A 21,890-nucleotide genomic window follows, 5' to 3' on the forward strand; every position below is an offset into this window, starting at 1 on the left:
ATTATTTCCCCATCCGTTCACGGCTGATGCGCGCCAGCCACTCCGACACCAGCAGCGACACCAGCGCCAGCACAATGGAGATCAGGCACAACCGCGCCGCAGCCCCCTCGCCACCCGGGGTCTGGATCAGGGTATACATGGCCGACGGGAGAGTGCGTGTTTCGCCCGGAATGTTGGAAACAAAAGTGATGGTGGCGCCAAACTCCCCCAGCGAGCGGGCAAATGCCAGCACCGTGCCGACAATAATGCCCGGCAGCGTCAGGGGAAGCGTAATGGTGAAAAAGACGCGCCAGCGCCCGGCCCCGAGGGTACGGGCCGCCTGTTCAAGTTTAAGATCGACCCCTTCCAGCGCCAGGCGGATCGCCCGTACCATCAGCGGGAATGACATCACCGCCGCCGCCAGCACGGCGCCGCGCCAGCTGAAGGCAAAGCTAATGCCAAACCACTCATACAGGCGCTCGCCGATAAAACCGCGCCGCCCCATGGCAATCAGCAGCAGATACCCTACAACCACCGGCGGCAGCACCAGAGGCAGGTGCAAAATACTGTCGAGGAGTGCTTTGCCCGGAAACTGACAGCGAACCAGTAACCAGGCGAAAAAGACCCCAAAGGGCAAACTCAATGCAACCGCGAGGGAAGAGACTTTCAGGCTCAGCAGCACGGCCTGCCATTCGGGATCGGTCAATATCATTCGTGCGTCGTAAATCCGTAACGTTTAAAGATGGCAGACGCCTGCGGCCCCTTCAGATAATCGTAAAAGGCGCTGACGGTTGCGTTTTTATGTCCATCAATGATGGCCACAGGATATTCCACTTTCTTATGCGAGTCTTCAGGGAACGTACCCACCACTTTCACCCCTTTTTCAGCAACCGCATCGGAACCGTAGACGATCCCAAGCGGCGCTTCATTGCGCGCCACCAGCGCCAGTGCGCCACGCACATCTTCCGCAGGCGCCAGTTCAGGAGCCAGCGTCTCCCAGGCACCCAGTTTTTGCAGCGCCTCTTTAGCGTAAATGCCTGCCGGAACGTGTTCCGGATCGCCCACCGCCAGTCGTCCCCCTTTCAGCAGGCTGCTCCAGGGCGTCTCCTTGTTGATAGCCACCTCGCCCTGAGCGCTGGCTTTCGGCACCACCACAACCAGGCTGTTGCCGAGCAGGGTGACACGGCTCGCCGCATCAACCGCTTTTTTATCGATGGCGTAATCCATCCACTTCTGATCGGCCGAGATAAAGAGGTCGGCAGGGGCGCCTGCTTCAATCTGTCGCGCCAGAGTGGACGAAGAGGCAAATGACGACACCACGTCGACGTTTGTCTCTTTTTTATACACCGCGGCAATATCCTGCATTGCGTTCGTCAGTGATGCGGCGGCAAAGACGGTGATCTTGCCTTCGTCTGCCAACGCCTGGCCGGCCAGCGTGAGTGTCAGCGTCACGCCGGTAACCAATCCTGACCATGTACGTTTCATTTAAAGCTCCTGCAAAGACCGTTATATAAATTGAAATATAACGATAACCGTCAGGTTTGCCCAGCGTTAAATCGTAGCGATCGGGGAGTAGATCAATTTTGTCCTGAAAATAGTATCGGCGAGGAAGGGGGAAACTTGAGAGCAAAACGCCCGGCGGAACCGGGCGTTTTTAAAGGGAATTAATGCTGTTTTTTCGGCTGTTTTCTGTGGCCGACATTGGAAAAGATGTTGAACACCTCACCCAGGCCGTAGATGGCACCGAGGATGATAGCCATCACCACTGGTACCATGATCACGGCGAATACCAGACTTTTCAGCAACTCTAACATGGCTTTCTCCAGACAATGTGAATTGCCTTATTCTAACCGGAAAAGCGAGAATTACATCCCCTTTTGTGCGGTACTGTTTGCGCCCGAAACGAATTACGTCACAATAACCTTTTTGCCAGGACATTGTTATGCAGGCCGAAATTCTCCTCACCCTACGTCTTTCGCAAAAACTATTCGCCGATCCCCGCCGCATTGCCCTGCTCAAGCAAATTGAGCAAACCGGCTCCATCAGCCAGGGGGCAAAAAACGCCGGAATTAGCTATAAAAGCGCGTGGGATGCTATCAACGAGATGAACACGCTGAGCGAACAGACCCTGGTCGATCGCGCCACCGGCGGCAAAGGCGGCGGCGGTGCCATCCTGACGCGCTACGGGCAGCGGCTGATCCAGCTCTATGACCTGCTGGCGCAGATCCAGCAAAAGGCCTTTGATGTTTTAAGCGATGACGACGCCCTGCCGCTGGACAGCCTGCTCGGCGCCATCTCGCGTTTCTCTTTGCAAACCAGCGCCCGCAACCAATGGTTTGGCACGGTCACCGCCCGCGATGATGACCAGGTCCAGCAGCATGTCGATATTTTACTCGCCGACGGCACCACCCGCCTGAAAGTTGCCATTACGGCCCAGAGCGGCAAGCGGCTGGGGCTGGATGAGGGCAAAGAGGTGCTGGTGCTGTTGAAAGCGCCATGGGTCAACATCACGCTGGACAGGGAAACGGCAAAACAGGCGGATAACCAGCTACAGGGAGTTATCAACCATATCGACCGTGGCGACGAGCAGTGTGAAGTGCTGATGACCCTGCCCGACGGCCAGACGCTCTGCGCCACCGTGCCGCTGGCCCAGAGCCAGGATTTAGAAGAAGGTGCTGAGGCGACCGCATATTTTAATGCCGACCGGGTGATTATCGCCACGTTGTGCTAAGCGCATTGACATGTGTGCCGACAGTGGGTTATCCCTGATGCTTATTGCTGCAAAAAATGGGATAAATCATGTCATCATTGCAAATTTCGCAAGGCACGTTTCGTCTTAGCGACACGCGCACGCTCACCCTCGCTGATTTTACGTTGAATGGTGGTGAAAGCTGGGCTTTTGTGGGCAGTAACGGCAGCGGCAAATCTGCCGTCGCCCGCGCCCTGGCTGGCGAGCTGACGCTGCTGAAGGGCGAACGCCAGAGCAGTTTCACCCGCGTGACCCGCCTCTCCTTCGAGCAACTGCAGAAACTGGTCAGCGACGAGTGGCAGCGTAACAACACCGATATGCTCAGCCCCGATGAAGATGATACTGGCCGAACGGCCGCTGAAATCATTCAGGACGAGATCAAAGACGACGTCCGTTGCCGCCAGCTGGCGGAACAGTTCGGCATCACTTACCTGCTGGAGAGACGTTTCAAGTATCTTTCTACCGGTGAAACCCGCAAAACACTGCTGTGCCAGGCCCTGATGGCCGACCCCGACCTGCTGATCCTGGATGAACCTTTTGACGGCCTCGACGTGCAATCCCGCAGCCAGCTGGCGGATCTGCTGGCCTCGCTTAATCAGCAGGGCTATACCCTGGTGCTGGTCCTGAACCGTTTTGACGAGATCCCCGATTTTGTCCAGCACGCGGGGGTGCTGGCCGACTGCACCCTGACGGCGGTGGGCGAAAAAGCGGCTCTGCTGAAGCAGGCGCTGATTGCCCAACTGGCGCACAGTGAAAAACTGAACGGCATTACCCTGCCCGAACCGGATGCGCCGTCTGCGCGTCACGGTTTGCCGGAGGGCGAGGCGCGGATTGTGCTGAATAACGGCGTGGTCTCCTATAACGATCGTCCGATCCTCAACCAGTTAAGCTGGACGGTAAATCCCGGTGAGCACTGGCAGATTGTCGGCCCTAATGGCGCCGGGAAATCGACCCTGCTTAGCCTCATTACCGGGGATCACCCCCAGGGCTACAGCAACGATCTCACCCTCTTTGGCCGCCGTCGCGGCAGCGGCGAAACCATCTGGGATATCAAAAAACATATCGGCTACGTCAGCAGCAGCCTGCACCTCGATTACCGCGTCAGTACCACGGTGCGCAACGTCATCCTGTCCGGTTATTTCGACTCCATCGGGATTTATCAGGCGGTGTCTGACCGGCAGCACAAGCTGGCGCAGCAGTGGCTGAATATTCTGGGGATGGATAACCGGGTTGCGGATGCCCCGTTCAGCAGCCTGTCGTGGGGCCAGCAGCGGCTGGCACTCATCGTGCGCGCGCTGGTGAAACACCCGACGCTGCTGATCCTCGACGAGCCGCTACAGGGGCTGGATCCCCTGAACCGCCAGCTTATTCGCCGTTTTGTTGATGTCCTGATTAGCGAAGGTGAAACGCAGCTACTGTTTGTTTCTCACCATGCCGAAGACGCACCCGCCTGTATCACCCACCGCCTGGAATTTGTCGCCGACGGCGACGGCTATCGCTACCAGGTTGGCCGCATCTGACATCCTGACGGGGGCCACGCCCCCGCTCTTTTTCGGACAACCTGCAACATCCCACCCCGAGCGCTTTGATCTACAATCCTTTTTTAGCCGGAGAGCAGCTGCGTTTTGCGCAGTGTAAACGATTCCACTATTTTATCCCATGTCACACTTTCCTGCTCTCTGTTATGCTAGGATTATCTCATACCATAAGCCTAATGGAGCGAAATATGCGAGTTCTGGTAACAGGTGGTAGCGGTTACATAGGAAGTCATACCTGTGTGCAACTGCTGCAAAATGGCCATGACGTCATCATCCTTGATAACCTGTGCAACAGTAAACGCAGCGTGCTGCCGGTTATGGAGCGCCTGGCCGGTAAACAGCCTGCTTTTGTCGAAGGCGATATTCGTAACGAAGCGCTGATGACTGAGATCCTGCACGATCACGCCATTGATACGGTGATTCACTTTGCTGGCCTGAAAGCGGTGGGCGAATCCGTGGCGAAGCCGCTGGAATATTACGACAACAACGTCAACGGCACGCTGCGCCTGGTCTCTGCCATGCGCGCGGCGGGCGTCAAAAACTTGATCTTCAGTTCTTCCGCCACCGTCTACGGCGACCAGCCGCAAATCCCTTATGTTGAAAGCTTCCCGACCGGTACGCCGCAAAGCCCGTACGGCAAGAGCAAGCTGATGGTGGAACAGATCCTGACTGACCTGCAAAAAGCACAGCCGGAGTGGAGCATCGCCCTGCTGCGTTATTTCAACCCGGTGGGCGCGCACCCATCCGGCGACATGGGTGAAGATCCGCAGGGCATTCCTAACAACCTGATGCCCTATATTGCCCAGGTTGCGGTAGGCCGTCGTGACTCGCTGGCGGTCTTCGGCAACGACTACCCTACCCCGGACGGCACCGGCGTTCGCGACTACATTCACGTGATGGATCTCGCCGACGGCCACGTCGCCGCCATGCAGCAGTTGGCCAATAAACCGGGCGTTCACATTTACAACCTCGGTGCGGGCGTCGGCAGCAGCGTGCTGGATGTGGTGAATGCCTTCAGCGCCGCCTGCGGCAAACCGGTGAGCTACCACTTCGCCCCGCGTCGCGACGGCGATCTGCCTGCCTACTGGGCCGATGCATCGAAGGCGGATAAAGAGCTTAACTGGCGTGTCTCCCGCACGCTTGACGAAATGGCACAGGATACCTGGCGCTGGCAGTCTCGCCACCCACAAGGCTATTCGGACTAAGGACCTGTCATGACCCAATTTAACCCCGTCGATCACCCGCATCGTCGTTTTAATCCATTAACCGGGCAGTGGATCCTGGTCTCTCCGCATCGCGCCAAACGCCCCTGGCAGGGCGCGCAGGAGACACCGTCCAGCGAGACACTGCCCCAGCACGATCCGGACTGCTTCCTCTGTCCGGGAAATACTCGCGTCACCGGCGATATCAACCCGGACTACAAAGGCACCTTCGTCTTTACCAATGACTTTGCCGCCCTGATGACCGACACGCCGGACGCCCCGCAGAGTGACGATCCGCTGCTGCGCTGCGAAAGCGCGCGCGGCACCAGCCGGGTAATCTGTTTCTCGCCGGATCACAGCAAAACCCTGCCGGAGCTGAGCGTAGAAGCGCTGACCGAAGTGGTGAAAACCTGGCAGGAACAGACCGCCGAACTGGGACAAACCTATCCCTGGGTGCAGGTCTTCGAGAACAAAGGCGCGGCGATGGGCTGCTCGAATCCCCATCCCCACGGCCAGGTGTGGGCCAACAGCTTTATGCCTAACGAAGTGGAGCGGGAAGATCGCCTGCAAAAAGCCTATTACGCTGAGCAGCAGTCGTCCATGCTGCTGGACTATGTCCAGCGCGAGCTGGCTGATGGCAGCCGCACCGTCGTGGAAACCGAACACTGGTTAGCGGTGGTGCCATACTGGGCGGCATGGCCATTCGAGACCCTGCTGCTGCCGAAAGCCCACGTTCTGCGGTTAACCGATCTGAGCGACGCCCAGCGCAGCGATCTGGCGCTGGCGCTGAAAAAACTGACCAGCCGCTATGACAACCTGTTCCAGTGCTCCTTCCCCTATTCCATGGGCTGGCACGGCGCACCGTTTAATGGCGAAGAGAATCAACACTGGCAGCTGCACGCCCACTTCTATCCGCCGCTGCTGCGCTCCGCCACCGTACGTAAGTTTATGGTCGGCTATGAGATGCTGGCAGAAACCCAGCGTGACCTGACGGCGGAGCAGGCCGCAGAGCGTCTGCGTGCAGTGAGTGATGTCCATTTTCGCGAATCCGGAGAATAACAATGAGTCTGAAAGATAAAACCCACGCCCTGTTTGCTGAAAAATTTGGTTATCCCGCCACTCACGCAATCCAGGCGCCAGGCCGCGTTAACCTCATCGGCGAACATACCGACTACAACGACGGTTTCGTCCTGCCCTGCGCCATTGATTACCAGACGGTGATCAGCTGCGCAAAACGCGACGACCGCAAGGTGCGCGTTATGGCAGCGGATTATGACAACCAGATCGATGAATTTTCGCTGGATGAGCCGATTGTTGCCCATGACAGCCAGCAGTGGTCTAACTACGTCCGCGGCGTGGTGAAGCATCTGCAAAAACGTAACAAGGAGTTTGGCGGCGCAGATCTGGTGATCAGCGGCAACGTCCCACAAGGTGCGGGCCTGAGCTCCTCTGCCTCGCTGGAAGTGGCTGTCGGCACCGTCTTCCAGCAGCTTTATCACCTGCCGCTGGACGGTGCGCAGATCGCCCTTAACGGCCAGGAAGCAGAGAACCAGTTCGTCGGCTGTAACTGCGGCATCATGGATCAGCTGATCTCGGCGCTGGGCAAAAAAGGCCACGCGTTACTGATCGACTGCCGCTCGCTGGGCACCAAAGCGGTCAGCCTGCCGAAAGGCGCGGCGGTGATCATCATCAACAGTAATTTCAAACGCACCCTGGTGGGCAGCGAGTACAACACCCGCCGTGAGCAGTGTGAAACCGGCGCGCGCTTCTTCCAGCAGTCTGCGCTGCGTGATGTCTCGCTCACCGAGTTCAATAAAGTGGCCCACGAGCTGGACCCGGTAGTGGCAAAACGCGTTCGTCACGTCCTGACCGAAAACGCCCGTACCGTAGAAGCAGCGGCTGCGCTGGAGAAAGGCGATCTGCAACGGATGGGTGAGCTGATGGCCGAGTCGCATGCTTCCATGCGCGATGACTTCGAAATCACCGTTCCACAGATCGACACCCTGGTTGAGATTGTGAAATCCGCCATTGGCGATCAAGGCGGCGTGCGTATGACCGGCGGCGGCTTCGGCGGCTGCGTGGTGGCGCTGGTACCGGAGGAACTGGTGCCGGTTGTTCAGCAAGCCGTGGAACAACAGTATGAAGCCAAAACCGGTATCAAAGAGACTTTCTATGTTTGTAATGCATCACAAGGAGCTGGCCAGTGCTAAACGAAACACCTGTTCTCGCCCCTGACGGCCTGCCGTATCGCCTGATCACCCTGCGCAACGAAGCAGGGATGGTCGTCACGCTGATGGACTGGGGTGCGACGCTGCTCTCCGCCCGCGTCCCGATGACCGACGGCAGCGTCCGCGAAACCCTGCTCGGCTGTGCGTCACCTGAGCAGTATGTGGAGCAAACGGCCTTCCTGGGCGCCTCGGTAGGCCGTTATGCCAACCGTATCGCCAAAAGCCGCTTTGAACTGGACGGCGTGCGCTATGACCTGCTGCCAAGCCAGGGCGAAAACCAGCTCCACGGCGGCCCGGATGGATTTGACAAGCGCCGCTGGCGCATTGTGCAGCAGAACGATGGCGAAGCGCTGTTGGCCCTCGACTCCCCGGATGGCGACCAGGGCTACCCTGGCAACTGTTCGACGAGCGTCCATTATCGCTTAACGGAGGACAACCGGATCGCCATTACCTACCGCGCCACCGTGGATAAACCTTGCCCGGTCAATCTGACCAACCACGCTTACTTCAACCTCGACGGCGACTGCAGCGACGTGCGTAACCACAGGCTGCAACTGCTGGCCCAGCGCTATCTGCCGGTCGATGAAATGGGGATCCCCCATGAAGGATTAAAAGCGGTGGCGGGTACCAGCTTTGATTTCCGCACTACCAAAGCTATCGCCCAGGATTTCCTGGCGGATGACCACCAGCGCAAGGTGAACGGTTACGATCATGCTTTCCTCCTTGATGCCCAGGGCGATCTGAGCCAGCCCGCGGCGCATCTCTGGTCTGCCGATGAAAAGCTGCAGATGACGGTCTATACCACCGCCCCTGCCCTGCAATTCTATTCTGGTAACTTCCTCGAGGGTACCCCGGCGCGCGAAGATGGAGAATACCGGGCCTGGCAGGGCCTGGCGCTGGAGAGCGAGTTCTTACCCGATAGCCCGAATCATGGGGAATGGCCGCAGCCTGACTGCATACTGCGCCCGGGCGAAGAGTACATCAGCGTTACCGAATATCACTTTATTGCGCAATAAAAACGAGCCCTCCTGCCGGAGGGCTTTTTTTATCCATCTTGCTGAAAATAGCACCAGTTACGGACAAAATCACAACCCCTCATTCACAAGCATCTTACACTGCGACACTATTTTCGCTATGGTTAGGGTTAAGCGTTGCCCGCGGCTCAGCCGCAGCAATATAATGAGAATTGTTATCATTCAAATAATGCTTGTTCTGGAGGAGTAAAATATGGCTGTAACTAAGCTGGTTCTGGTACGTCATGGCGAAAGCCAGTGGAACAACGAAAACCGCTTTACCGGTTGGTATGATGTTGACCTGTCCGAAAAAGGTGTTGGCGAAGCGAAAGCGGCGGGCAAACTGCTAAAAGACGAAGGCTTCAGCTTCGATTTTGCTTATACCTCCGTGCTGAAACGTGCCATCCATACCCTGTGGAACGTACTGGACGAACTGGATCAGGCCTGGCTGCCGGTTGAGAAGTCCTGGAAGCTGAACGAGCGTCACTACGGTGCGCTGCAGGGTCTGAACAAAGCCGAAACCGCAGAGAAATACGGTGACGAGCAGGTTAAACAGTGGCGTCGCGGCTTCGCGGTCACCCCACCAGAGCTGACCAAAGATGACGAGCGTTACCCAGGCCACGATCCGCGTTACGCATCCCTGACTGACGCTGAGCTGCCAACTACCGAAAGCCTGGCGCTGACCATCGATCGCGTTGTTCCTTACTGGAACGAAACCATTCTGCCACGCCTGAAAAGCGGTGAGCGCGTGATCATCGCTGCGCACGGTAACTCCCTGCGCGCGCTGGTGAAATACCTGGACAACATGGGTGAAGACGAGATCCTCGAGCTGAACATCCCGACCGGCGTGCCGCTGGTGTACGAGTTCGACGAAAACTTCAAACCAATCAAGCACTACTATCTGGGTAACGCTGACGAAATCGCGGCTAAAGCGGCGGCCGTTGCGAACCAGGGTAAAGCCAAGTAATAAAAAAGCCCGGTCGCAATGACCGGGCTCTGCGTTCTGAATGCCGGATGCGAATCCGGCATTTTTTTAGCCGCGACGGGCTTTCACCGCATTCGCCAGCTGGCGCAGTACCGTTTCGGTATCGTCCCAGCCAATGCAGGCATCGGTGACGCTCTTACCGTAGACCAGCGGCTCGCTGCCTTCCAGATTCTGATTGCCTTCCACCAGGTGGCTTTCAATCATCACCCCGATAATCGCCTTTTCACCGCCGGCAATCTGCTGGCAGACATCGGTGCCCACATCCATCTGCTTTTTGAACTGCTTGCTGGAGTTGGCATGGCTGAAGTCGATCATCACCTGCGCCGCCAGACCGGCTTTTTCCAGGCCCGCCTTCACTTCGGCGACGTGCGTCGCGCTGTAGTTAGGCTCTTTGCCGCCGCGCAGAATGATATGGCAGTCGCCGTTCCCGCTGGTGTTCACAATCGCGGAGTGACCCCACTTGGTGACGGAGAGGAAGCAGTGCGGCGCCCCGGCAGCGTTAATGGCGTCAATCGCCACTTTGATGGTGCCATCGGTGCCGTTTTTAAAACCAACCGGGCAGGAGAGCCCTGACGCCAGCTCGCGATGAACCTGAGACTCGGTGGTACGCGCGCCAATGGCGCCCCAGCTCATCAGGTCTGCGAGATATTGTGGGGTGATCATATCGAGGAACTCACCCGCCGCAGGCAGACCGCTGTCGTTGATGTCCAGCAGCAGCTTACGGGCGATGCGCAGACCGTCGTTGATCTGGAAGCTGCCATCCATATGCGGATCGTTAATCAGCCCTTTCCAGCCTACGGTGGTGCGTGGCTTTTCAAAGTAGACGCGCATGACGATTTCCAGCTCATCCTTCAGCGCTTCGCGCAGGGTCAGCAGTCGCGCCGCATACTCTTTTGCCGCCGCAGGATCGTGAATGGAACATGGACCGATAACCACCAGAAGACGATCGTCATTACCTTTCAGGATCTTGTGGATCGCTTTACGGGCATGAGAAACGGTATTGGCGGCGTTTTCGGTGGCGGGAAACTTCTCAAGGAGCGCTACAGGGGGTAATAACTCGTTGATCTCTTTAATGCGCAAATCGTCATTCTGATAATTCATGTTCGTTCCAGCGTTGCCATACTTTTATAAATGAATGCAATCCCTCCAATCTATCTTGTCAGTCAGGAAGTGTAAACTCACTTTTACACTACGCACAGATAAATCCTGGAATTCGCTTAAAAAACGCAACAAAGTAGCGAAAAACGAGATACACCCTAAACTTTTTAACTGTATGCACTGCATTTATAAATTTTATCGCGATTCCATACTGACCTAAGTAGGGATCATGGCATCTTTAACCACTGAGCAGTATATCGATTTCGCATATGCACTGTGGAAAGAAGTTATCCAGAACATAACGACCAGAACAGGAGCAGCATGATGAAAATGACTAAACTCGCAACCCTTTTCCTGACAGCTTCGCTCACGATGGCGAGCGGTGCGGCACTGGCTGCTGATAGCGCCGCCGGCTCTAACACCAATAATGGCCAGGCGAATGCCGCCGCTGATGCAGGGGCCGTTGCGCCTGACGCACGCCAGAATATTGCTCCAAATAACACCGGCAACAGCCAGATTAACACCGGTTCTGGTACAACCGGCACCACCGGCACAACAGGTACAGGCACAACAGGTACGGGTACGGGGACTGGCACGGGTTCCATGCTCAATCCAGATGGAACGAACTCCAGCGGCACCGGGGTGACCAATGGTACCGGCAACAGTTCAACCACTGGCGGCACTAACTCCGTCATGGGTAATGACGACCCAAGTAAGATGAGTAACGACGGCATGTCCAAGGATGATCAGCACAGGAATTCGATGTGTAAAGACGGTAAATGTCCGGATCAATCCGGCAAAGTTGATACCGAAAGAACCCCACAAGAACAAAAGACTGACGGCACTACTCAGTAATTGACGGTAATGCGGTTATGATGAAGGAGAGCTACGGCTCTCCTTTATTTTTTGTGCAAAATGTTAAAAACTCTACACTTAAAATAATTATTTACCGGGACAGTATTCATGGCGCACTCCCACTCGCACGCCCCTTCTTCACAGGATGAAAATGCTAAACGCTTAACGCTGGCGTTCGGCGTCACCGCCACCTTTATGATCATTGAGGTGATCGGCGGGTTGGTTTCTGGATCGCTGGCGCTGCTGGCCGATGCGGGTCATATGTTCACGGACGCCGCTGCGCTGCTGTTTGCGCTACTGGCGGTGATATTCGCCCGGCGCCCGCCTAGCCACGGACGCACCTTTGGCTGGCTACGTCTCACTACCCTCGCCGCCTTCGTCAACGCCATCGCGCTGGTCTTGATCACGATTTTAATCGTCTGGGAAGCCTTCCAGCGTTTCTACCATCCGCAGCCTGTCGCGGGTGTCACCATGATGGTGGTAGCCGTTGCCGGGCTTATCGCCAATATCCTGGCGTTCTGGATTTTGCATCGCGGCAGTGGAGAAAAGAATCTCAACGTGCGGGCAGCGGCGCTGCATGTGCTGGGGGATCTTCTGGGATCGGTGGGAGCCATCGTTGCGGCGCTGGTGATCCTCTGGACCGGCTGGACGCCCATCGACCCGATATTGTCGATTCTAGTCTCGTGCCTGGTGTTACGCAGTGCCTGGCGGCTTCTACAGGAGAGCGTCAATGAGCTGCTGGAAGGGGCGCCGGCGACGCTGGATATCCCGGCGCTGAAGCGCAACTTAACGCGCTCCCTTCCTGAAGTGCGCGATGTGCATCATGTACACGTCTGGATGGTGGGAGAAAAACCGCTGATGACCCTGCATGTTCAGGTTATCCCGCCTCACGATCATGATGCGTTACTGGGGCGTATTCAGCACTTTCTGGAGCACCATTACGCCATTGCGCACAGCACCATTCAGATGGAATACACCCCCTGTAACGGACCGGACTGCCACCTCAACGAGATCCCGTCCGGTCACGCCCATCATCACCACCATTAACGTGCCAGCGCGTGTGAACCCCGTTCACGCGCGCTGTTGATCCACATCCTGCTGCCGTTCAGGGCGATGAAGGTGAGGATCATATACTCCAGCGACATGGCGTAGACGCCCTGCAGGGCAAAGATCGCCACGCTTATCACGTTGATGATCACCCACAGCAGCCAGTTTTCGACATACTTACGGGTCATCAGGATCATGGCGGCAATCGACAGAACCATCATGCATGAATCCCAGAACGGGAAGGCGTCAGGCTGCAGCTCCGGCATGGTGACGTTCAGCCCCAGGGTATTCATCACCGAGACCGCTACGCGGGTCAGGAAAGCGAACACCGGGTCGATATAGACCGTCATCAGGCCAATGGCTACCACGCAGGCAGCCAGCCAGCCCATGGCCTTCGGCAACGGTAGCCAGCGGATCTGCAGTTCCGCCTCCTGCTGGCTGTTCTGCCGGGACCAGGCGTACCAGCCGTAGATATTGGCCCCAAAGAAGAACAGCTGCAGCAGCAGGCTGGCATACAGCTGGATCTGGAAGAAGATAATGGCGAACAGGGTGACGTTCACCAGGCCAAACGCGTAGTTGACGATCTTCTCCAGACTGGCAAGCCAGATACAGAGCAGACCTGCAATTGTCCCGACCGCTTCAATCCATGACAAGTCATAGCCGCCAGCGCCAATCGGTATATGTACCAGAATGTTTTGCGTGCTAAAAAAATCCATCTTTTCCCCTGAGCGTTACGTTTACGTGGTTTAAGGACGTAGTGTAGCCGCAAAATCCAGCATTCGGTTAAGCGGAATTAACGCCCCCTCTCGCAGCGCGGCATCAACATGGATTTCATGGGCGGCTCCGCCCGTCTCCAGACCGTCTGCAATCGCTTTGAGCCCGTTCATGGCCATCCACGGACAGTGCGCGCAGCTGCGACAGGTTGCCCCCTCGCCTGCGGTCGGTGCTTCCAGCAGCTCTTTCTCTGGCACCGCCTGCTGCATTTTGTAGAAGATGCCGCGATCGGTCGCCACAATCAACTGGCGATGCGGCAGCGTCTTCGCGGCAGCGATCAGCTGGCTGGTTGAGCCGACGGCATCCGCCATATCAACGATCGCCTGCGGGGATTCCGGGTGAACCAGAATGGCCGCATCCGGGTAGAGCCCCTTCATGCGCGCCAGCGCCTGCGTTTTGAATTCATCATGGACGATACAGGCGCCCTGCCAGCAGAGAATATCCGCTCCGGTCTGTTTCTGGACGTAATTGCCAAGATGTCTGTCCGGTGCCCAGATAATCTTCTCGCCCAGGCTGTCGAGATGCTCAATCAGTTCAACGGCGATACTGGAGGTGACCACCCAGTCGGCACGCGCTTTAACCGCGGCAGAGGTGTTGGCGTAGACGACGACCGTTCTGTCAGGGTGGGCATCACAGAAGGCGGTAAACTCGTCGATCGGACAGCCCAGATCGAGCGAGCACTCCGCATTCAGGGTCGGCATCAGTATCGTTTTTTCCGGGCTGAGGATTTTGGCCGTCTCGCCCATAAAACGCACCCCGGCCACCAGCAACGTCGAAGCAGGATGCTTAGCACCAAAGCGCGCCATCTCCAGCGAGTCCGAGATACAACCGCCCGTCTCTTCTGCAAGCTGCTGAATTTCAGGATCGGTATAGTAATGGGCCACCATAACCGCATCACGCTCTTTGAGCAGACGCTTAATTTTCTCACGGTAAAACTGCTTTTCGTCCAGGCTCAGCGGGGCAGGCTTTGGTGGGAAAGGATAGATAGCGGCTTCTGGATCAAACATCACACTCATTTTGGCTTCTCGTTTTACTGGCTTAACAAGTTTGCCGTTATTTTTTGGCGGAAACCAAAGTAATGGCAATTGTGTTTTATATACTAAACAAGATAGCGAATCTGAGAGAGAAAGTCACACCAAAAGCGTGCGGGCAGCATTTGTCGGGTGGCGCTTCGCTTACCCGACCTACGTAAACCCTCGCATTTTGGATTCTGGAATAACAGATAGCAAAAAGGCGCCTTTAGGGCGCCTTTTTACATTGGTGTGTCGTGCAGGATGACTCGGCTTCGCCTCGCCCTTGGGCCGTTGCTGATGCAACGTTATCCTTCACGTTTACTCTCTGAGTCAGAAAGTAAAATTGGTGGGTCGTGCAGGATTCGAACCTGCGACCAATTGATTAAAAGTCAACTGCTCTACCAACTGAGCTAACGACCCCTTGCGGGATGTACTGCTTTTCTTCGAAGTGGTGGGTCGTGCAGGATTCGAACCTGCGACCAATTGATTAAAAGTCAACTGCTCTACCAACTGAGCTAACGACCCATTCGGGTGCTGACTTCGAAGATTATTACTCGGTACCACCAGAAAGTGGTGGGGCGTGCAGGATGACTCGGCTTTGCCTCGCCCTACGGGCCGTTGCTGACGCAACGTTATCCTTCTCGTTTACTATCTGAGTAAGATAGTAAAATTGGTGGGTCGTGCAGGATTCGAACCTGCGACCAATTGATTAAAAGTCAACTGCTCTACCAACTGAGCTAACGACCCGAGTGGTGGGTGATGACGGGATCGAACCGCCGACCCCCTCCTTGTAAGGGAGGTGCTCTCCCAGCTGAGCTAATCACCCGATACTACGCTGGATACTACTTACTACTTAGTTAGTGGTGGGTCGTGCAGGATGACTCGGCTTCGCCTCGCCCTACGGGCCGTTGCTGACGCAACGTTATCCTTCACGCTAACCTACTGCTTTCTACTTAAGTAGTGGTGGGTCGTGCAGGATTCGAACCTGCGACCAATTGATTAAAAGTCAACTGCTCTACCAACTGAGCTAACGACCCACTATTTCGGCTGCTTCTGGGGTGTTTGATATCCCTTGGCAACGGCGGCATATATTACTGATTTAAGAATTCTGCGCAACTAAAATTTTGATGAATATCACTTAACTGCTTACGAATTATGCGGCAAGACCAGAAATAAAGCGATTTCTGGTCATGCGGCAATCATCCCATCGCAGCAAGGCGTTTTTGCGCTTGTTTTGCCCCTTCGGTGCCCGGGAACTTTGTGACTACCTGCTGGAAAACGGCTTTCGCTTTTGCGGTGTCGCCTTTGTCCTGCATGATCACACCGACCTTATACATCGCGTCAGGAGCTTTCGGTGATTTCGGGTAATTTTTAACGACAGAGGCAAAATAGAATGCCGCATCGTCTTTTTTACCCTTGTTGTAATTCAACTGTCCCAGCCAGTAATTTGCGTTTGGCTGATAAGTCGAATCCGGGTATTTCTTCACGAAGTTCTGAAACGCCGCCATCGCCTCGTCCTGGCGCGAGTTATCCTGCACCAGGGCAATTGCCGCATTGTAATCAGTATTCGCATCACCGCTCTGCACAGGCGCAGCGGTCGAGGCTGATGTGTCAGCCTGAGGCGTTGCCGCAGCACCCTGATCCCCTGCTGCCGGTTGCGCTGCTGCGCCGCCATTATTCAGGTTATCAATCTGCAACAGGATCTGCTTCTGACGCTCCACAACCTGATTGAGCTGATACTGGCTTTCCTGGATCTGTCCGCGCAGTGAGTCAATATCGGTTTGATTGTCAGAGAGCTGCTGCTGAAGTTGGGTTAAAAGCTGGCTGTGAGCATTAGAAATACGCTCGAGTTGGGTGACCCGGTCTTCTACCGAGCCTGAGCCGACACTACTGATTGGTGCCTGAGCAAAAGCGGCCCAGGGGGCCGCTATACCAACCAGTAACGACAGACTCAACAGATGATGTCTGAAGTTACTGCTCATGCAATTCTCTTAGTAAACCAGTACGGCACGACGGTTTTTGGAGTAAGCCGCTTCGTCGTGGCCCAGTACTGCAGGTTTTTCTTTACCGTAAGAAACGATGGAGATCTGGTCAGCAGAAACGCCTTTACCCTGCAGGTACATTTTAACGGCGTTAGCACGACGCTCACCCAGAGAGATGTTGTACTCAGGAGTACCACGTTCGTCCGCGTGACCTTCTACGGTGACTTTGTAAGACGGGTTGCTACGCAGGAAGTTAGCGTGCGCATCCAGCATCGCAGCGAAGTCAGAACGGATGTCGAACTTGTCCAGATCGAAGTAAACAATGTTGTTCTGCTGCAGCTGTTGCATCTGAAGACGCGCCTGCTCTTCAGAAGACATATTGCCGTTGCCGTTTGCGTCCATACCGGTGCCGGCACCCATCATGCCTTCGCCGCTCTGGTCGTTGCTGGCGTTCTTGTTAGAAGAACACGCTGCGATTGCCATAACAGGCAGAGCGATCATCAGCCCTTTCAGCACTTTGTTCAGTTGCATTTCTATGATTCCTATATTATTCAATTAATTATTATTACAGGTACGGCGACCAGGCAGGTGATTTTACCTGTCCATCAGTTGCCGGAATACGCGCTTTGAAACGCCCATCGGTAGAAACCAGATTCAGCACGGATCCCATCCCCTGAGAAGAGCTGTAGATAACCATAGTGCCGTTAGGTGCCAGACTTGGCGTTTCATCCAGGAAAGTCGACGACAGAACTTGTACGCCGCCCCCGCCCAGATCTTGTTTAGCAATGTGCTGCTGACCACCGGCCGAGCTGACCATTACCATAAACTTACCATCAGCGCTCACGTCGGCGTCCTGGTTCTGAGAACCTTCCCAGGTGATACGCTGCGGTGCACCGCCATTAATATTAACTTTATAGACCTGTGGACGACCCGCCTGGTCAGAGGTAAAGGCCAGGTTCTGGCTGTCCGGGAACCAGGTTGGTTCGGTGTTGTTGCTGCGACCATCAGTTACCTGACGGATCTGGCCGGAGGCGATATCCATCACGTACAGGTTCAGGCTACCGGTTTTAGACAGGGCAAACGCCAGTTTAGAACCGTCAGGCGAGAATGCTGGTGCGCCGTTGTGACGTGGGAAAGAGGCAACCTGACGTACCGCGCCGTTAGATAACGTCTGGATAACCAGCGCCGAACGACCGCTTTCGAAGGTCACGTAGGCCAGCTTAGAACCATCCGGCGACCAGGCCGGAGACATCAGCGGCTGTGGTGAACGGTGAACGGTGAACTGGTTGTAGCCATCGTAGTCAGAGACGCGCAGCTCATACGGGAACTGACCGCCGTTGGTCTGTACAACGTAAGCGATACGGGTGCGGAAAGCGCCTTTGATGCTGGTCAGCTTCTCAAACACTTCATCACTTGCCGTATGGCCCGCATAACGCAGCCACTGCTTGTTCACTTTGTAGCTGTTCTGCGCCAGCACGGTACCCGGTGCGCCACCGGTATCCACCAGCTGATAGGCCACGGTGTAACCGCCGTCCGGGTTAGGGGTCACCTGACCCACCACCACCGCGTCGATACCCAGTGCAGACCATGCTGCTGGCTGCAACTCTGCGGCTGTGCCCGGCTGCTGTGGCAGACGAGAACGGTCTAATGGGTTGAATTTACCGCTGTTGCGCAGGTCAGCGGCAACAATGCCGCCCACATCTTCCGGCGCAGCGCCTGGCCCTTTCCACTGGAACGGAACCACACCAATTGGACGTGCCGAATCCACCCCCTGGGTGATCTCGATACGCACTTCTGCGTGCAGCACCGCTGCCCACAGCATTAAGAAACTCATTGCAACACGTAATGCCTGCTTCATCATATCTCCCATATCCGGGTAACCTTACCCGCATAATTTAGCAGAATGTTAACAAACCCAAATAAACAAAACTACCAATCCACAGCCTCAAACGTAGACTGTTTTGCCAACTTTAGCGGGAAAAACGCTACAGTTTGAAATCAAGTTTGGCATCTTTTACTTTTTCATAAACAGCCTGGCTAGGCGGTTTAGGAATTCTGGCAGTTTTTGCAGCCGTCAGCGCAGCCTGACATAAGGCAGGATCACCGCCCTCTTCAGTGACATCCAGCAGCAGGCCATCTGGCGCCAGCTTAATATGTAGCACACAGGATTTACCGGCATACAGATCAGCGCCATATAGACGGCTCTGAATTGCATTACGAATCTGCGAAGCATAAGCACTAATATCAGCGCCTGACGCACCACCATTCGCCCCGCTTGTTCCACTATCTTTTGCTGGTTGGCCGTTACCTTTTGCACCACCCGATTTCGGCGCATTCTTACCTGAGCTTAAATCACCGAACAGATCGTCGACATCCGATGCGGCCGCTTTTTCTGCTGCGGCTTTCTTGGCGGCAGCGGCTTTCGCGGCGGCAGCTTTGTCAGCAGCAGCTTTATCGGCAGCCGCTTTCTTTTCTGCAGCCGCTTTTTCGGCTGCGGCTTTCTTATCGGCTGCGGCTTTTTCTGCGGCAGCCGCTTTCTTCTCGGCTGCGGCTTTTTCAGCAGCAGCCTTTTCAGCGGCCGCGGCTTTTTCCGCAGCAGCCGCTTTCTTCGCTGCTTCGGCAGCCGCTTTTTTCTCGGCTTCCTGGGCGGCTTGTTTAGCGGCTTCTGCTTCGGCTTTTTTCTGTGCGTCGGCAGCAGCTTTCTTAGCCGCTTCCGCTTCTGCCTTTTTCTTCGCGTCAGCCGCTGCTTTTGCGGCTTCGGCTTCAGCCTGTTTCTGGGCATCGGCTGCAGCTTTTTTCGCTGCGGCTGCGGCGGCTTCAGCAGCTTCTTTTGCCTGAGCATCTGCCTTCGCTTTCGCTTCCGCTGCGGCTTTGGCTGCCGCCTCTTCCGCCTGCTTCTGCTGCTCCTGCGCTTTTTTCGCGGCGGCTTCAGCCTGTTTTTGCTGCTCCGCCTGCTCTTTCGCTGCTTCCTGCGCCTGCAAACGTTCTTTCTCAAGCTGCTTCAGACGTTCCTGCTCGGCGGCCTGCTTTTCACGCAGCTCCTCCGCCTGCTGTTGCGCCTGCTTTTCACGCTGCTCTTCAGCACGTTTTGCACTCGCCTGCTGCTGTTGCTGACGGTTATAGTTCTGAACGACCGCGCCGGGATCGACCATGACGGCATCGATGGAAGAACCTCCACCACCTCCGGCAGCGGCATCCAGATGCTCATCGAACGAACTCCAGATCAGTCCTGCAAAAAGAATCACATGCAGCACCGCCGAGATAATTATCGCCCGTTTAAGCTTATCGTTTTGTTCGGTTGCCTTTGACACTATGGGTTCCCAAAAACTCTGTTGTGTACGCAGATAATCAAATAGGCTGCGTCATCAAGCCGACTGACTTAACGCCCGCGCTATGCAACAGGTTCAGCGCTTTAATTATTTCATCGTAAGGCACGTCTTTCGCGCCACCGATTAAGAAGACCGTTTTCGGATTGGACTGCAGGCGTCGTTGCGCTTCCGCAATGACCTGCTCCGGCGGCAGCTGATCCATACGATCTTTTTCCACCACCACGCTGTACTGCCCTACTCCGGATACCTCAATGATGACCGGCGGATCGTCATTGGTACTTACAGCCTGAGATTCTGTCGCATCCGGCAGATCAACCTCCACGCTCTGGGTGATGATGGGTGCTGTCGCCATAAAGATCAGCAGCAGCACCAGCAGCACGTCCAGCAGCGGTACAATGTTGATTTCGGACTTCAGTTCGCGACGACCCCGTCCACGCTGTCTGGCCATGGTTTACCCCTTGTTGCTCTCGGTGCTGGTAAACGCCTGGCGGTGCAGAATCGCAGTGAACTCTTCCATAAAGTTGTCGTAGTTCAGTTCCAGTTTGTTCACGCGCTGGTTCAGACGGTTATACGCCATAACCGCTGGAATCGCCGCGAACAGACCAATAGCAGTCGCGATCAGCGCTTCAGCGATACCTGGTGCAACCATTTGCAGCGTCGCCTGTTTTACCGCACCCAGGGCGATAAAGGCGTGCATGATCCCCCATACCGTACCAAACAGACCGATATAGGGGCTGATGGAACCCACGGTACCCAGGAAAGGAATATGCGTTTCCAGCGTTTCCAGTTCACGGTTCATGGAGATGCGCATCGCACGGGATGCTCCCTCCACTACCGCTTCCGGCGCATGATTGTTCGCGCGGTGCAAACGGGCGAACTCTTTAAATCCGCTATAGAAGATTTGCTCGGAGCCGGAGAGGTTTTCACGACGGCCCTGGCTCTCCTGATACAAACGGGAAAGTTCGATACCAGACCAGAACTTGTCTTCAAAGGCTTCCGCTTCGCGGCCTGCCGCATTGAGGATACGGGTTCTCTGAATGATGATGGCCCAGGATGCGATTGAAAAACCAATCAAAATCAACATGATAAGTTTAACCAGAAGGCTTGCCTTCAGGAACAAATCAAGGATATTCATGTCAGTCACTGCTTAAACTCCGCGACAATAGACTTAGGAAGCGCACGAGGCTTCATGATGAGTGGATCAACACAGACAATCAGGACTTCAGCTTCGTTCAGTACCGTGTTCTCTGCATTGACGATCCGCTGCGTGAAAACCAGTGAGGTTCCGCGCATTGATGTTATTTCTGTTTGGACTTCGAGCATATCGTCGAGTCTGGCAGGCGCAAAATACTCCAGCGTCATCTTGCGTACCACGAAGGCAACTCGCTCCGCCAACAGAACCTGCTGGCTAAAGTGATGATGGCGCAGCATTTCAGTGCGTGCTCGTTCATAAAAGGCAACGTAGCTGGCGTGGTAAACCACACCACCGGCATCCGTGTCTTCATAGTAGACCCGAACCGGCCATCGAAATAGCGTTGTATTCACTTTACATCCCGGTAATGCAAAAAAGGTTAGAGCTTTTAAACTTCGCTACTATACGCGCGGGAATGGTGGTTTGGAATGGGGGAAAGTAAACAGAGAGTAAATTTTTATGGGCCCGGGTAAGCCCATAATATTAACGGATAGTTCTTATTCAGTTGAAAAAGAAAAACAGGCCCAACAGCAGGATCACATCAGCAATCAGCGGGCAAAAAATGCCCTGCCAGTGTACGGCTTTCGGACGAAATCCCACCCCGTGGATTACGCCTGCACATACCGCCCACATAATGAGAAAACCGTGCCAGATCTCAAGCTCGCTGGTCTTCGCCGCGAAGCGCGACGGATCCCAGAAAATACAGCCCGCCAGCAGTAAGGCCATCACTAAGGAAAGCGCCCTTAACGGGCGCTTATCCATGATCGCGTAGAGATACGTGATCATCAGTGTTTTTCTTCACCGGCTTTGGTCGCTTCAACGTGCTCAAGCGCCAGTGCGGTAATCACACCAAATGCACAGGCCAGAAGCGTTCCTAAAATCCATGCGAAATACCACATATTCAGC

The 21,890-nt window shown here is 55.4% G+C and carries 24 protein-coding genes and 5 tRNA genes; 9 read left to right on the plus strand and 20 right to left on the minus strand.

All coding sequences use genetic code 11. From position 1 onward, the window contains the following. Position 1 precedes the first annotated feature (1 nt). The 3 genes from modB to B3X29_RS05335 all read right to left on the minus strand — a co-directional run bounded on the left by modB (position 2) and on the right by B3X29_RS05335 (position 1,793). Entirely contained in the window at positions 2–691 is a 690-nt protein-coding gene (gene modB / locus B3X29_RS05325) for a molybdate ABC transporter permease subunit (RefSeq protein ID WP_156654116.1), read from the minus strand. Continuing rightward, a complete protein-coding gene (modA, locus tag B3X29_RS05330; RefSeq protein ID WP_159339270.1) occupies positions 688–1,464 on the minus strand; it encodes a molybdate ABC transporter substrate-binding protein in 777 nt (258 codons plus the stop codon). Before modA ends, modB begins: the two co-directional genes overlap by 4 nt. A 179-nt stretch (positions 1,465–1,643) precedes the next feature. Beyond that, positions 1,644–1,793, minus strand: a complete 150-nt coding sequence (locus tag B3X29_RS05335) for an AcrZ family multidrug efflux pump-associated protein (protein ID WP_103178743.1) — start codon at positions 1,791–1,793, stop codon at positions 1,644–1,646. Positions 1,794–1,921: 128 nt separating this feature from the next. Between B3X29_RS05335 and modE the strand changes: the two genes are divergently transcribed. From modE to gpmA, 7 genes are all read left to right on the plus strand, one after another. After that, complete coding sequence (gene modE, locus B3X29_RS05340; protein ID WP_103178742.1) at positions 1,922–2,710, plus strand: molybdenum-dependent transcriptional regulator; 789 nt, start codon at positions 1,922–1,924, stop codon at positions 2,708–2,710. A 68-nt stretch (positions 2,711–2,778) separates the two neighbouring features. Continuing rightward, positions 2,779–4,248 (plus strand): molybdate ABC transporter ATP-binding protein ModF, encoded by a 1,470-nt coding sequence (gene modF / locus B3X29_RS05345; RefSeq protein WP_159339271.1) that lies wholly within the window; start codon positions 2,779–2,781, stop codon positions 4,246–4,248. Between the two features lie 206 nt (positions 4,249–4,454). Next, positions 4,455–5,471, plus strand: a complete 1,017-nt coding sequence (gene galE, locus B3X29_RS05350; RefSeq protein ID WP_156654112.1) for a UDP-glucose 4-epimerase GalE — start codon at positions 4,455–4,457, stop codon at positions 5,469–5,471. Between the two features lie 9 nt (positions 5,472–5,480). Beyond that, the gene (gene galT, locus B3X29_RS05355) at positions 5,481–6,527 is read left to right on the plus strand and encodes a galactose-1-phosphate uridylyltransferase (protein WP_103178739.1); all 1,047 of its coding nucleotides are present in this window, start codon (positions 5,481–5,483) and stop codon (positions 6,525–6,527) included. 2 nt (positions 6,528–6,529) lie between these two features. Beyond that, positions 6,530–7,678, plus strand: a complete 1,149-nt coding sequence (galK, locus tag B3X29_RS05360; protein WP_114387637.1) for a galactokinase — start codon at positions 6,530–6,532, stop codon at positions 7,676–7,678. Next, a complete protein-coding gene (gene galM / locus B3X29_RS05365; protein WP_103178737.1) occupies positions 7,672–8,712 on the plus strand; it encodes a galactose-1-epimerase in 1,041 nt (346 codons plus the stop codon). Before galK ends, galM begins: the two co-directional genes overlap by 7 nt. Before the next feature lie 211 nt (positions 8,713–8,923). Beyond that, positions 8,924–9,676, plus strand: coding sequence for a 2,3-diphosphoglycerate-dependent phosphoglycerate mutase (gpmA, locus tag B3X29_RS05370; RefSeq protein ID WP_103178736.1), 753 nt, complete (start codon positions 8,924–8,926; stop codon positions 9,674–9,676). A gap of 66 nt (positions 9,677–9,742) precedes the next feature. On the opposite strand, the gene aroG is transcribed toward gpmA, so the two are convergent. Next, positions 9,743–10,795: a 3-deoxy-7-phosphoheptulonate synthase AroG gene (gene aroG, locus B3X29_RS05375; protein ID WP_159339272.1), complete on the minus strand. Its 1,053-nt coding sequence runs from the start codon at positions 10,793–10,795 to the stop codon at positions 9,743–9,745. 321 nt (positions 10,796–11,116) lie between these two features. Here aroG and B3X29_RS05380 point away from each other — a divergent pair, with 321 nt between their 5' ends. Together B3X29_RS05380 and zitB are read left to right on the plus strand one after the other, a co-directional pair. Then, positions 11,117–11,647, plus strand: coding sequence for a protein YbgS (locus tag B3X29_RS05380; protein ID WP_168192045.1), 531 nt, complete (start codon positions 11,117–11,119; stop codon positions 11,645–11,647). A gap of 108 nt (positions 11,648–11,755) precedes the next feature. Then, the gene (gene zitB / locus B3X29_RS05385) at positions 11,756–12,694 is read left to right on the plus strand and encodes a CDF family zinc transporter ZitB (RefSeq protein WP_159339273.1); all 939 of its coding nucleotides are present in this window, start codon (positions 11,756–11,758) and stop codon (positions 12,692–12,694) included. On the opposite strand, the gene pnuC is transcribed toward zitB, so the two are convergent. The 16 genes from pnuC to cydX form a co-directional block, all read right to left on the minus strand. After that, positions 12,691–13,410: a nicotinamide riboside transporter PnuC gene (gene pnuC, locus B3X29_RS05390; protein WP_103178732.1), complete on the minus strand. Its 720-nt coding sequence runs from the start codon at positions 13,408–13,410 to the stop codon at positions 12,691–12,693. The genes zitB and pnuC overlap by 4 nt on opposite strands. 30 nt (positions 13,411–13,440) lie before the next feature. Next, on the minus strand, positions 13,441–14,484 hold the full coding sequence (gene nadA / locus B3X29_RS05395) for a quinolinate synthase NadA (RefSeq protein WP_156654111.1): 1,044 nt from the start codon (positions 14,482–14,484) through the stop codon (positions 13,441–13,443). Positions 14,485–14,825: 341 nt separating this feature from the next. Next, positions 14,826–14,901, minus strand: a tRNA-Lys gene (locus tag B3X29_RS05400). Positions 14,902–14,930: 29 nt separating this feature from the next. After that, positions 14,931–15,006: transfer RNA gene (locus B3X29_RS05405), tRNA-Lys, on the minus strand. A 146-nt stretch (positions 15,007–15,152) separates the two neighbouring features. Beyond that, positions 15,153–15,228: transfer RNA gene (locus B3X29_RS05410), tRNA-Lys, on the minus strand. A 3-nt stretch (positions 15,229–15,231) separates the two neighbouring features. Continuing rightward, positions 15,232–15,307 (minus strand) — tRNA-Val (locus tag B3X29_RS05415). 135 nt (positions 15,308–15,442) lie between these two features. Next, a tRNA-Lys gene (locus tag B3X29_RS05420) sits at positions 15,443–15,518 on the minus strand. A gap of 162 nt (positions 15,519–15,680) precedes the next feature. Continuing rightward, on the minus strand, positions 15,681–16,463 hold the full coding sequence (gene cpoB / locus B3X29_RS05425; protein WP_103178730.1) for a cell division protein CpoB: 783 nt from the start codon (positions 16,461–16,463) through the stop codon (positions 15,681–15,683). Positions 16,464–16,472: 9 nt separating this feature from the next. Beyond that, a complete protein-coding gene (gene pal / locus B3X29_RS05430; protein ID WP_032617096.1) occupies positions 16,473–16,994 on the minus strand; it encodes a peptidoglycan-associated lipoprotein Pal in 522 nt (173 codons plus the stop codon). A 34-nt stretch (positions 16,995–17,028) separates the two neighbouring features. After that, positions 17,029–18,321 carry a Tol-Pal system beta propeller repeat protein TolB gene (tolB, locus tag B3X29_RS05435; protein WP_103178728.1) on the minus strand — a complete coding sequence of 431 codons (1,293 nt, stop codon included), beginning with the start codon at positions 18,319–18,321 and terminating at the stop codon, positions 17,029–17,031. A 127-nt stretch (positions 18,322–18,448) separates the two neighbouring features. Beyond that, entirely contained in the window at positions 18,449–19,774 is a 1,326-nt protein-coding gene (gene tolA, locus B3X29_RS05440) for a cell envelope integrity protein TolA (RefSeq protein WP_103178727.1), read from the minus strand. A 37-nt stretch (positions 19,775–19,811) separates the two neighbouring features. Then, positions 19,812–20,240, minus strand: a complete 429-nt coding sequence (gene tolR / locus B3X29_RS05445) for a colicin uptake protein TolR (RefSeq protein ID WP_039029343.1) — start codon at positions 20,238–20,240, stop codon at positions 19,812–19,814. Positions 20,241–20,243: 3 nt separating this feature from the next. Continuing rightward, entirely contained in the window at positions 20,244–20,936 is a 693-nt protein-coding gene (tolQ, locus tag B3X29_RS05450) for a Tol-Pal system protein TolQ (protein WP_072036639.1), read from the minus strand. Next, positions 20,933–21,337 carry a tol-pal system-associated acyl-CoA thioesterase gene (gene ybgC, locus B3X29_RS05455; RefSeq protein WP_032617092.1) on the minus strand — a complete coding sequence of 135 codons (405 nt, stop codon included), beginning with the start codon at positions 21,335–21,337 and terminating at the stop codon, positions 20,933–20,935. Before ybgC ends, tolQ begins: the two co-directional genes overlap by 4 nt. Before the next feature lie 148 nt (positions 21,338–21,485). After that, on the minus strand, positions 21,486–21,770 hold the full coding sequence (gene ybgE, locus B3X29_RS05460) for a cyd operon protein YbgE (protein ID WP_103178726.1): 285 nt from the start codon (positions 21,768–21,770) through the stop codon (positions 21,486–21,488). Continuing rightward, positions 21,770–21,883, minus strand: a complete 114-nt coding sequence (cydX, locus tag B3X29_RS05465) for a cytochrome bd-I oxidase subunit CydX (protein WP_003858598.1) — start codon at positions 21,881–21,883, stop codon at positions 21,770–21,772. Before cydX ends, ybgE begins: the two co-directional genes overlap by 1 nt. Positions 21,884–21,890 lie beyond the last annotated feature (7 nt).

This window comes from Leclercia sp. UBA5076, from assembly GCF_002416465.1.
In the GTDB taxonomy this organism is placed as follows: Bacteria; Pseudomonadota; Gammaproteobacteria; order Enterobacterales; family Enterobacteriaceae; genus Enterobacter.

Bases quoted from the DNA above. Each gene is read 5' to 3' on its own strand.
- modB (WP_156654116.1), bottom strand. From the start codon at position 691: ATGATATTGACCGATCCCGAATGGCAGGCCGTGCTGCTGAGCCTGAAA.
- modA (WP_159339270.1), bottom strand. From the start codon at position 1,464: ATGAAACGTACATGGTCAGGATTGGTTACCGGCGTGACGCTGACACTC.
- B3X29_RS05335 (WP_103178743.1), bottom strand. From the start codon at position 1,793: ATGTTAGAGTTGCTGAAAAGTCTGGTATTCGCCGTGATCATGGTACCA.
- modE (WP_103178742.1), top strand. From the start codon at position 1,922: ATGCAGGCCGAAATTCTCCTCACCCTACGTCTTTCGCAAAAACTATTC.
- modF (WP_159339271.1), top strand. From the start codon at position 2,779: ATGTCATCATTGCAAATTTCGCAAGGCACGTTTCGTCTTAGCGACACG.
- galE (WP_156654112.1), top strand. From the start codon at position 4,455: ATGCGAGTTCTGGTAACAGGTGGTAGCGGTTACATAGGAAGTCATACC.
- galT (WP_103178739.1), top strand. From the start codon at position 5,481: ATGACCCAATTTAACCCCGTCGATCACCCGCATCGTCGTTTTAATCCA.
- galK (WP_114387637.1), top strand. From the start codon at position 6,530: ATGAGTCTGAAAGATAAAACCCACGCCCTGTTTGCTGAAAAATTTGGT.
- gpmA (WP_103178736.1), top strand. From the start codon at position 8,924: ATGGCTGTAACTAAGCTGGTTCTGGTACGTCATGGCGAAAGCCAGTGG.
- aroG (WP_159339272.1), bottom strand. From the start codon at position 10,795: ATGAATTATCAGAATGACGATTTGCGCATTAAAGAGATCAACGAGTTA.
- B3X29_RS05380 (WP_168192045.1), top strand. From the start codon at position 11,117: ATGAAAATGACTAAACTCGCAACCCTTTTCCTGACAGCTTCGCTCACG.
- zitB (WP_159339273.1), top strand. From the start codon at position 11,756: ATGGCGCACTCCCACTCGCACGCCCCTTCTTCACAGGATGAAAATGCT.
- pnuC (WP_103178732.1), bottom strand. From the start codon at position 13,410: ATGGATTTTTTTAGCACGCAAAACATTCTGGTACATATACCGATTGGC.
- nadA (WP_156654111.1), bottom strand. From the start codon at position 14,484: ATGAGTGTGATGTTTGATCCAGAAGCCGCTATCTATCCTTTCCCACCA.
- cpoB (WP_103178730.1), bottom strand. From the start codon at position 16,463: ATGAGCAGTAACTTCAGACATCATCTGTTGAGTCTGTCGTTACTGGTT.
- pal (WP_032617096.1), bottom strand. From the start codon at position 16,994: ATGCAACTGAACAAAGTGCTGAAAGGGCTGATGATCGCTCTGCCTGTT.
- tolB (WP_103178728.1), bottom strand. From the start codon at position 18,321: ATGAAGCAGGCATTACGTGTTGCAATGAGTTTCTTAATGCTGTGGGCA.
- tolR (WP_039029343.1), bottom strand. From the start codon at position 20,240: ATGGCCAGACAGCGTGGACGGGGTCGTCGCGAACTGAAGTCCGAAATC.
- ybgE (WP_103178726.1), bottom strand. From the start codon at position 21,770: ATGATCACGTATCTCTACGCGATCATGGATAAGCGCCCGTTAAGGGCG.
- cydX (WP_003858598.1), bottom strand. From the start codon at position 21,883: ATGTGGTATTTCGCATGGATTTTAGGAACGCTTCTGGCCTGTGCATTT.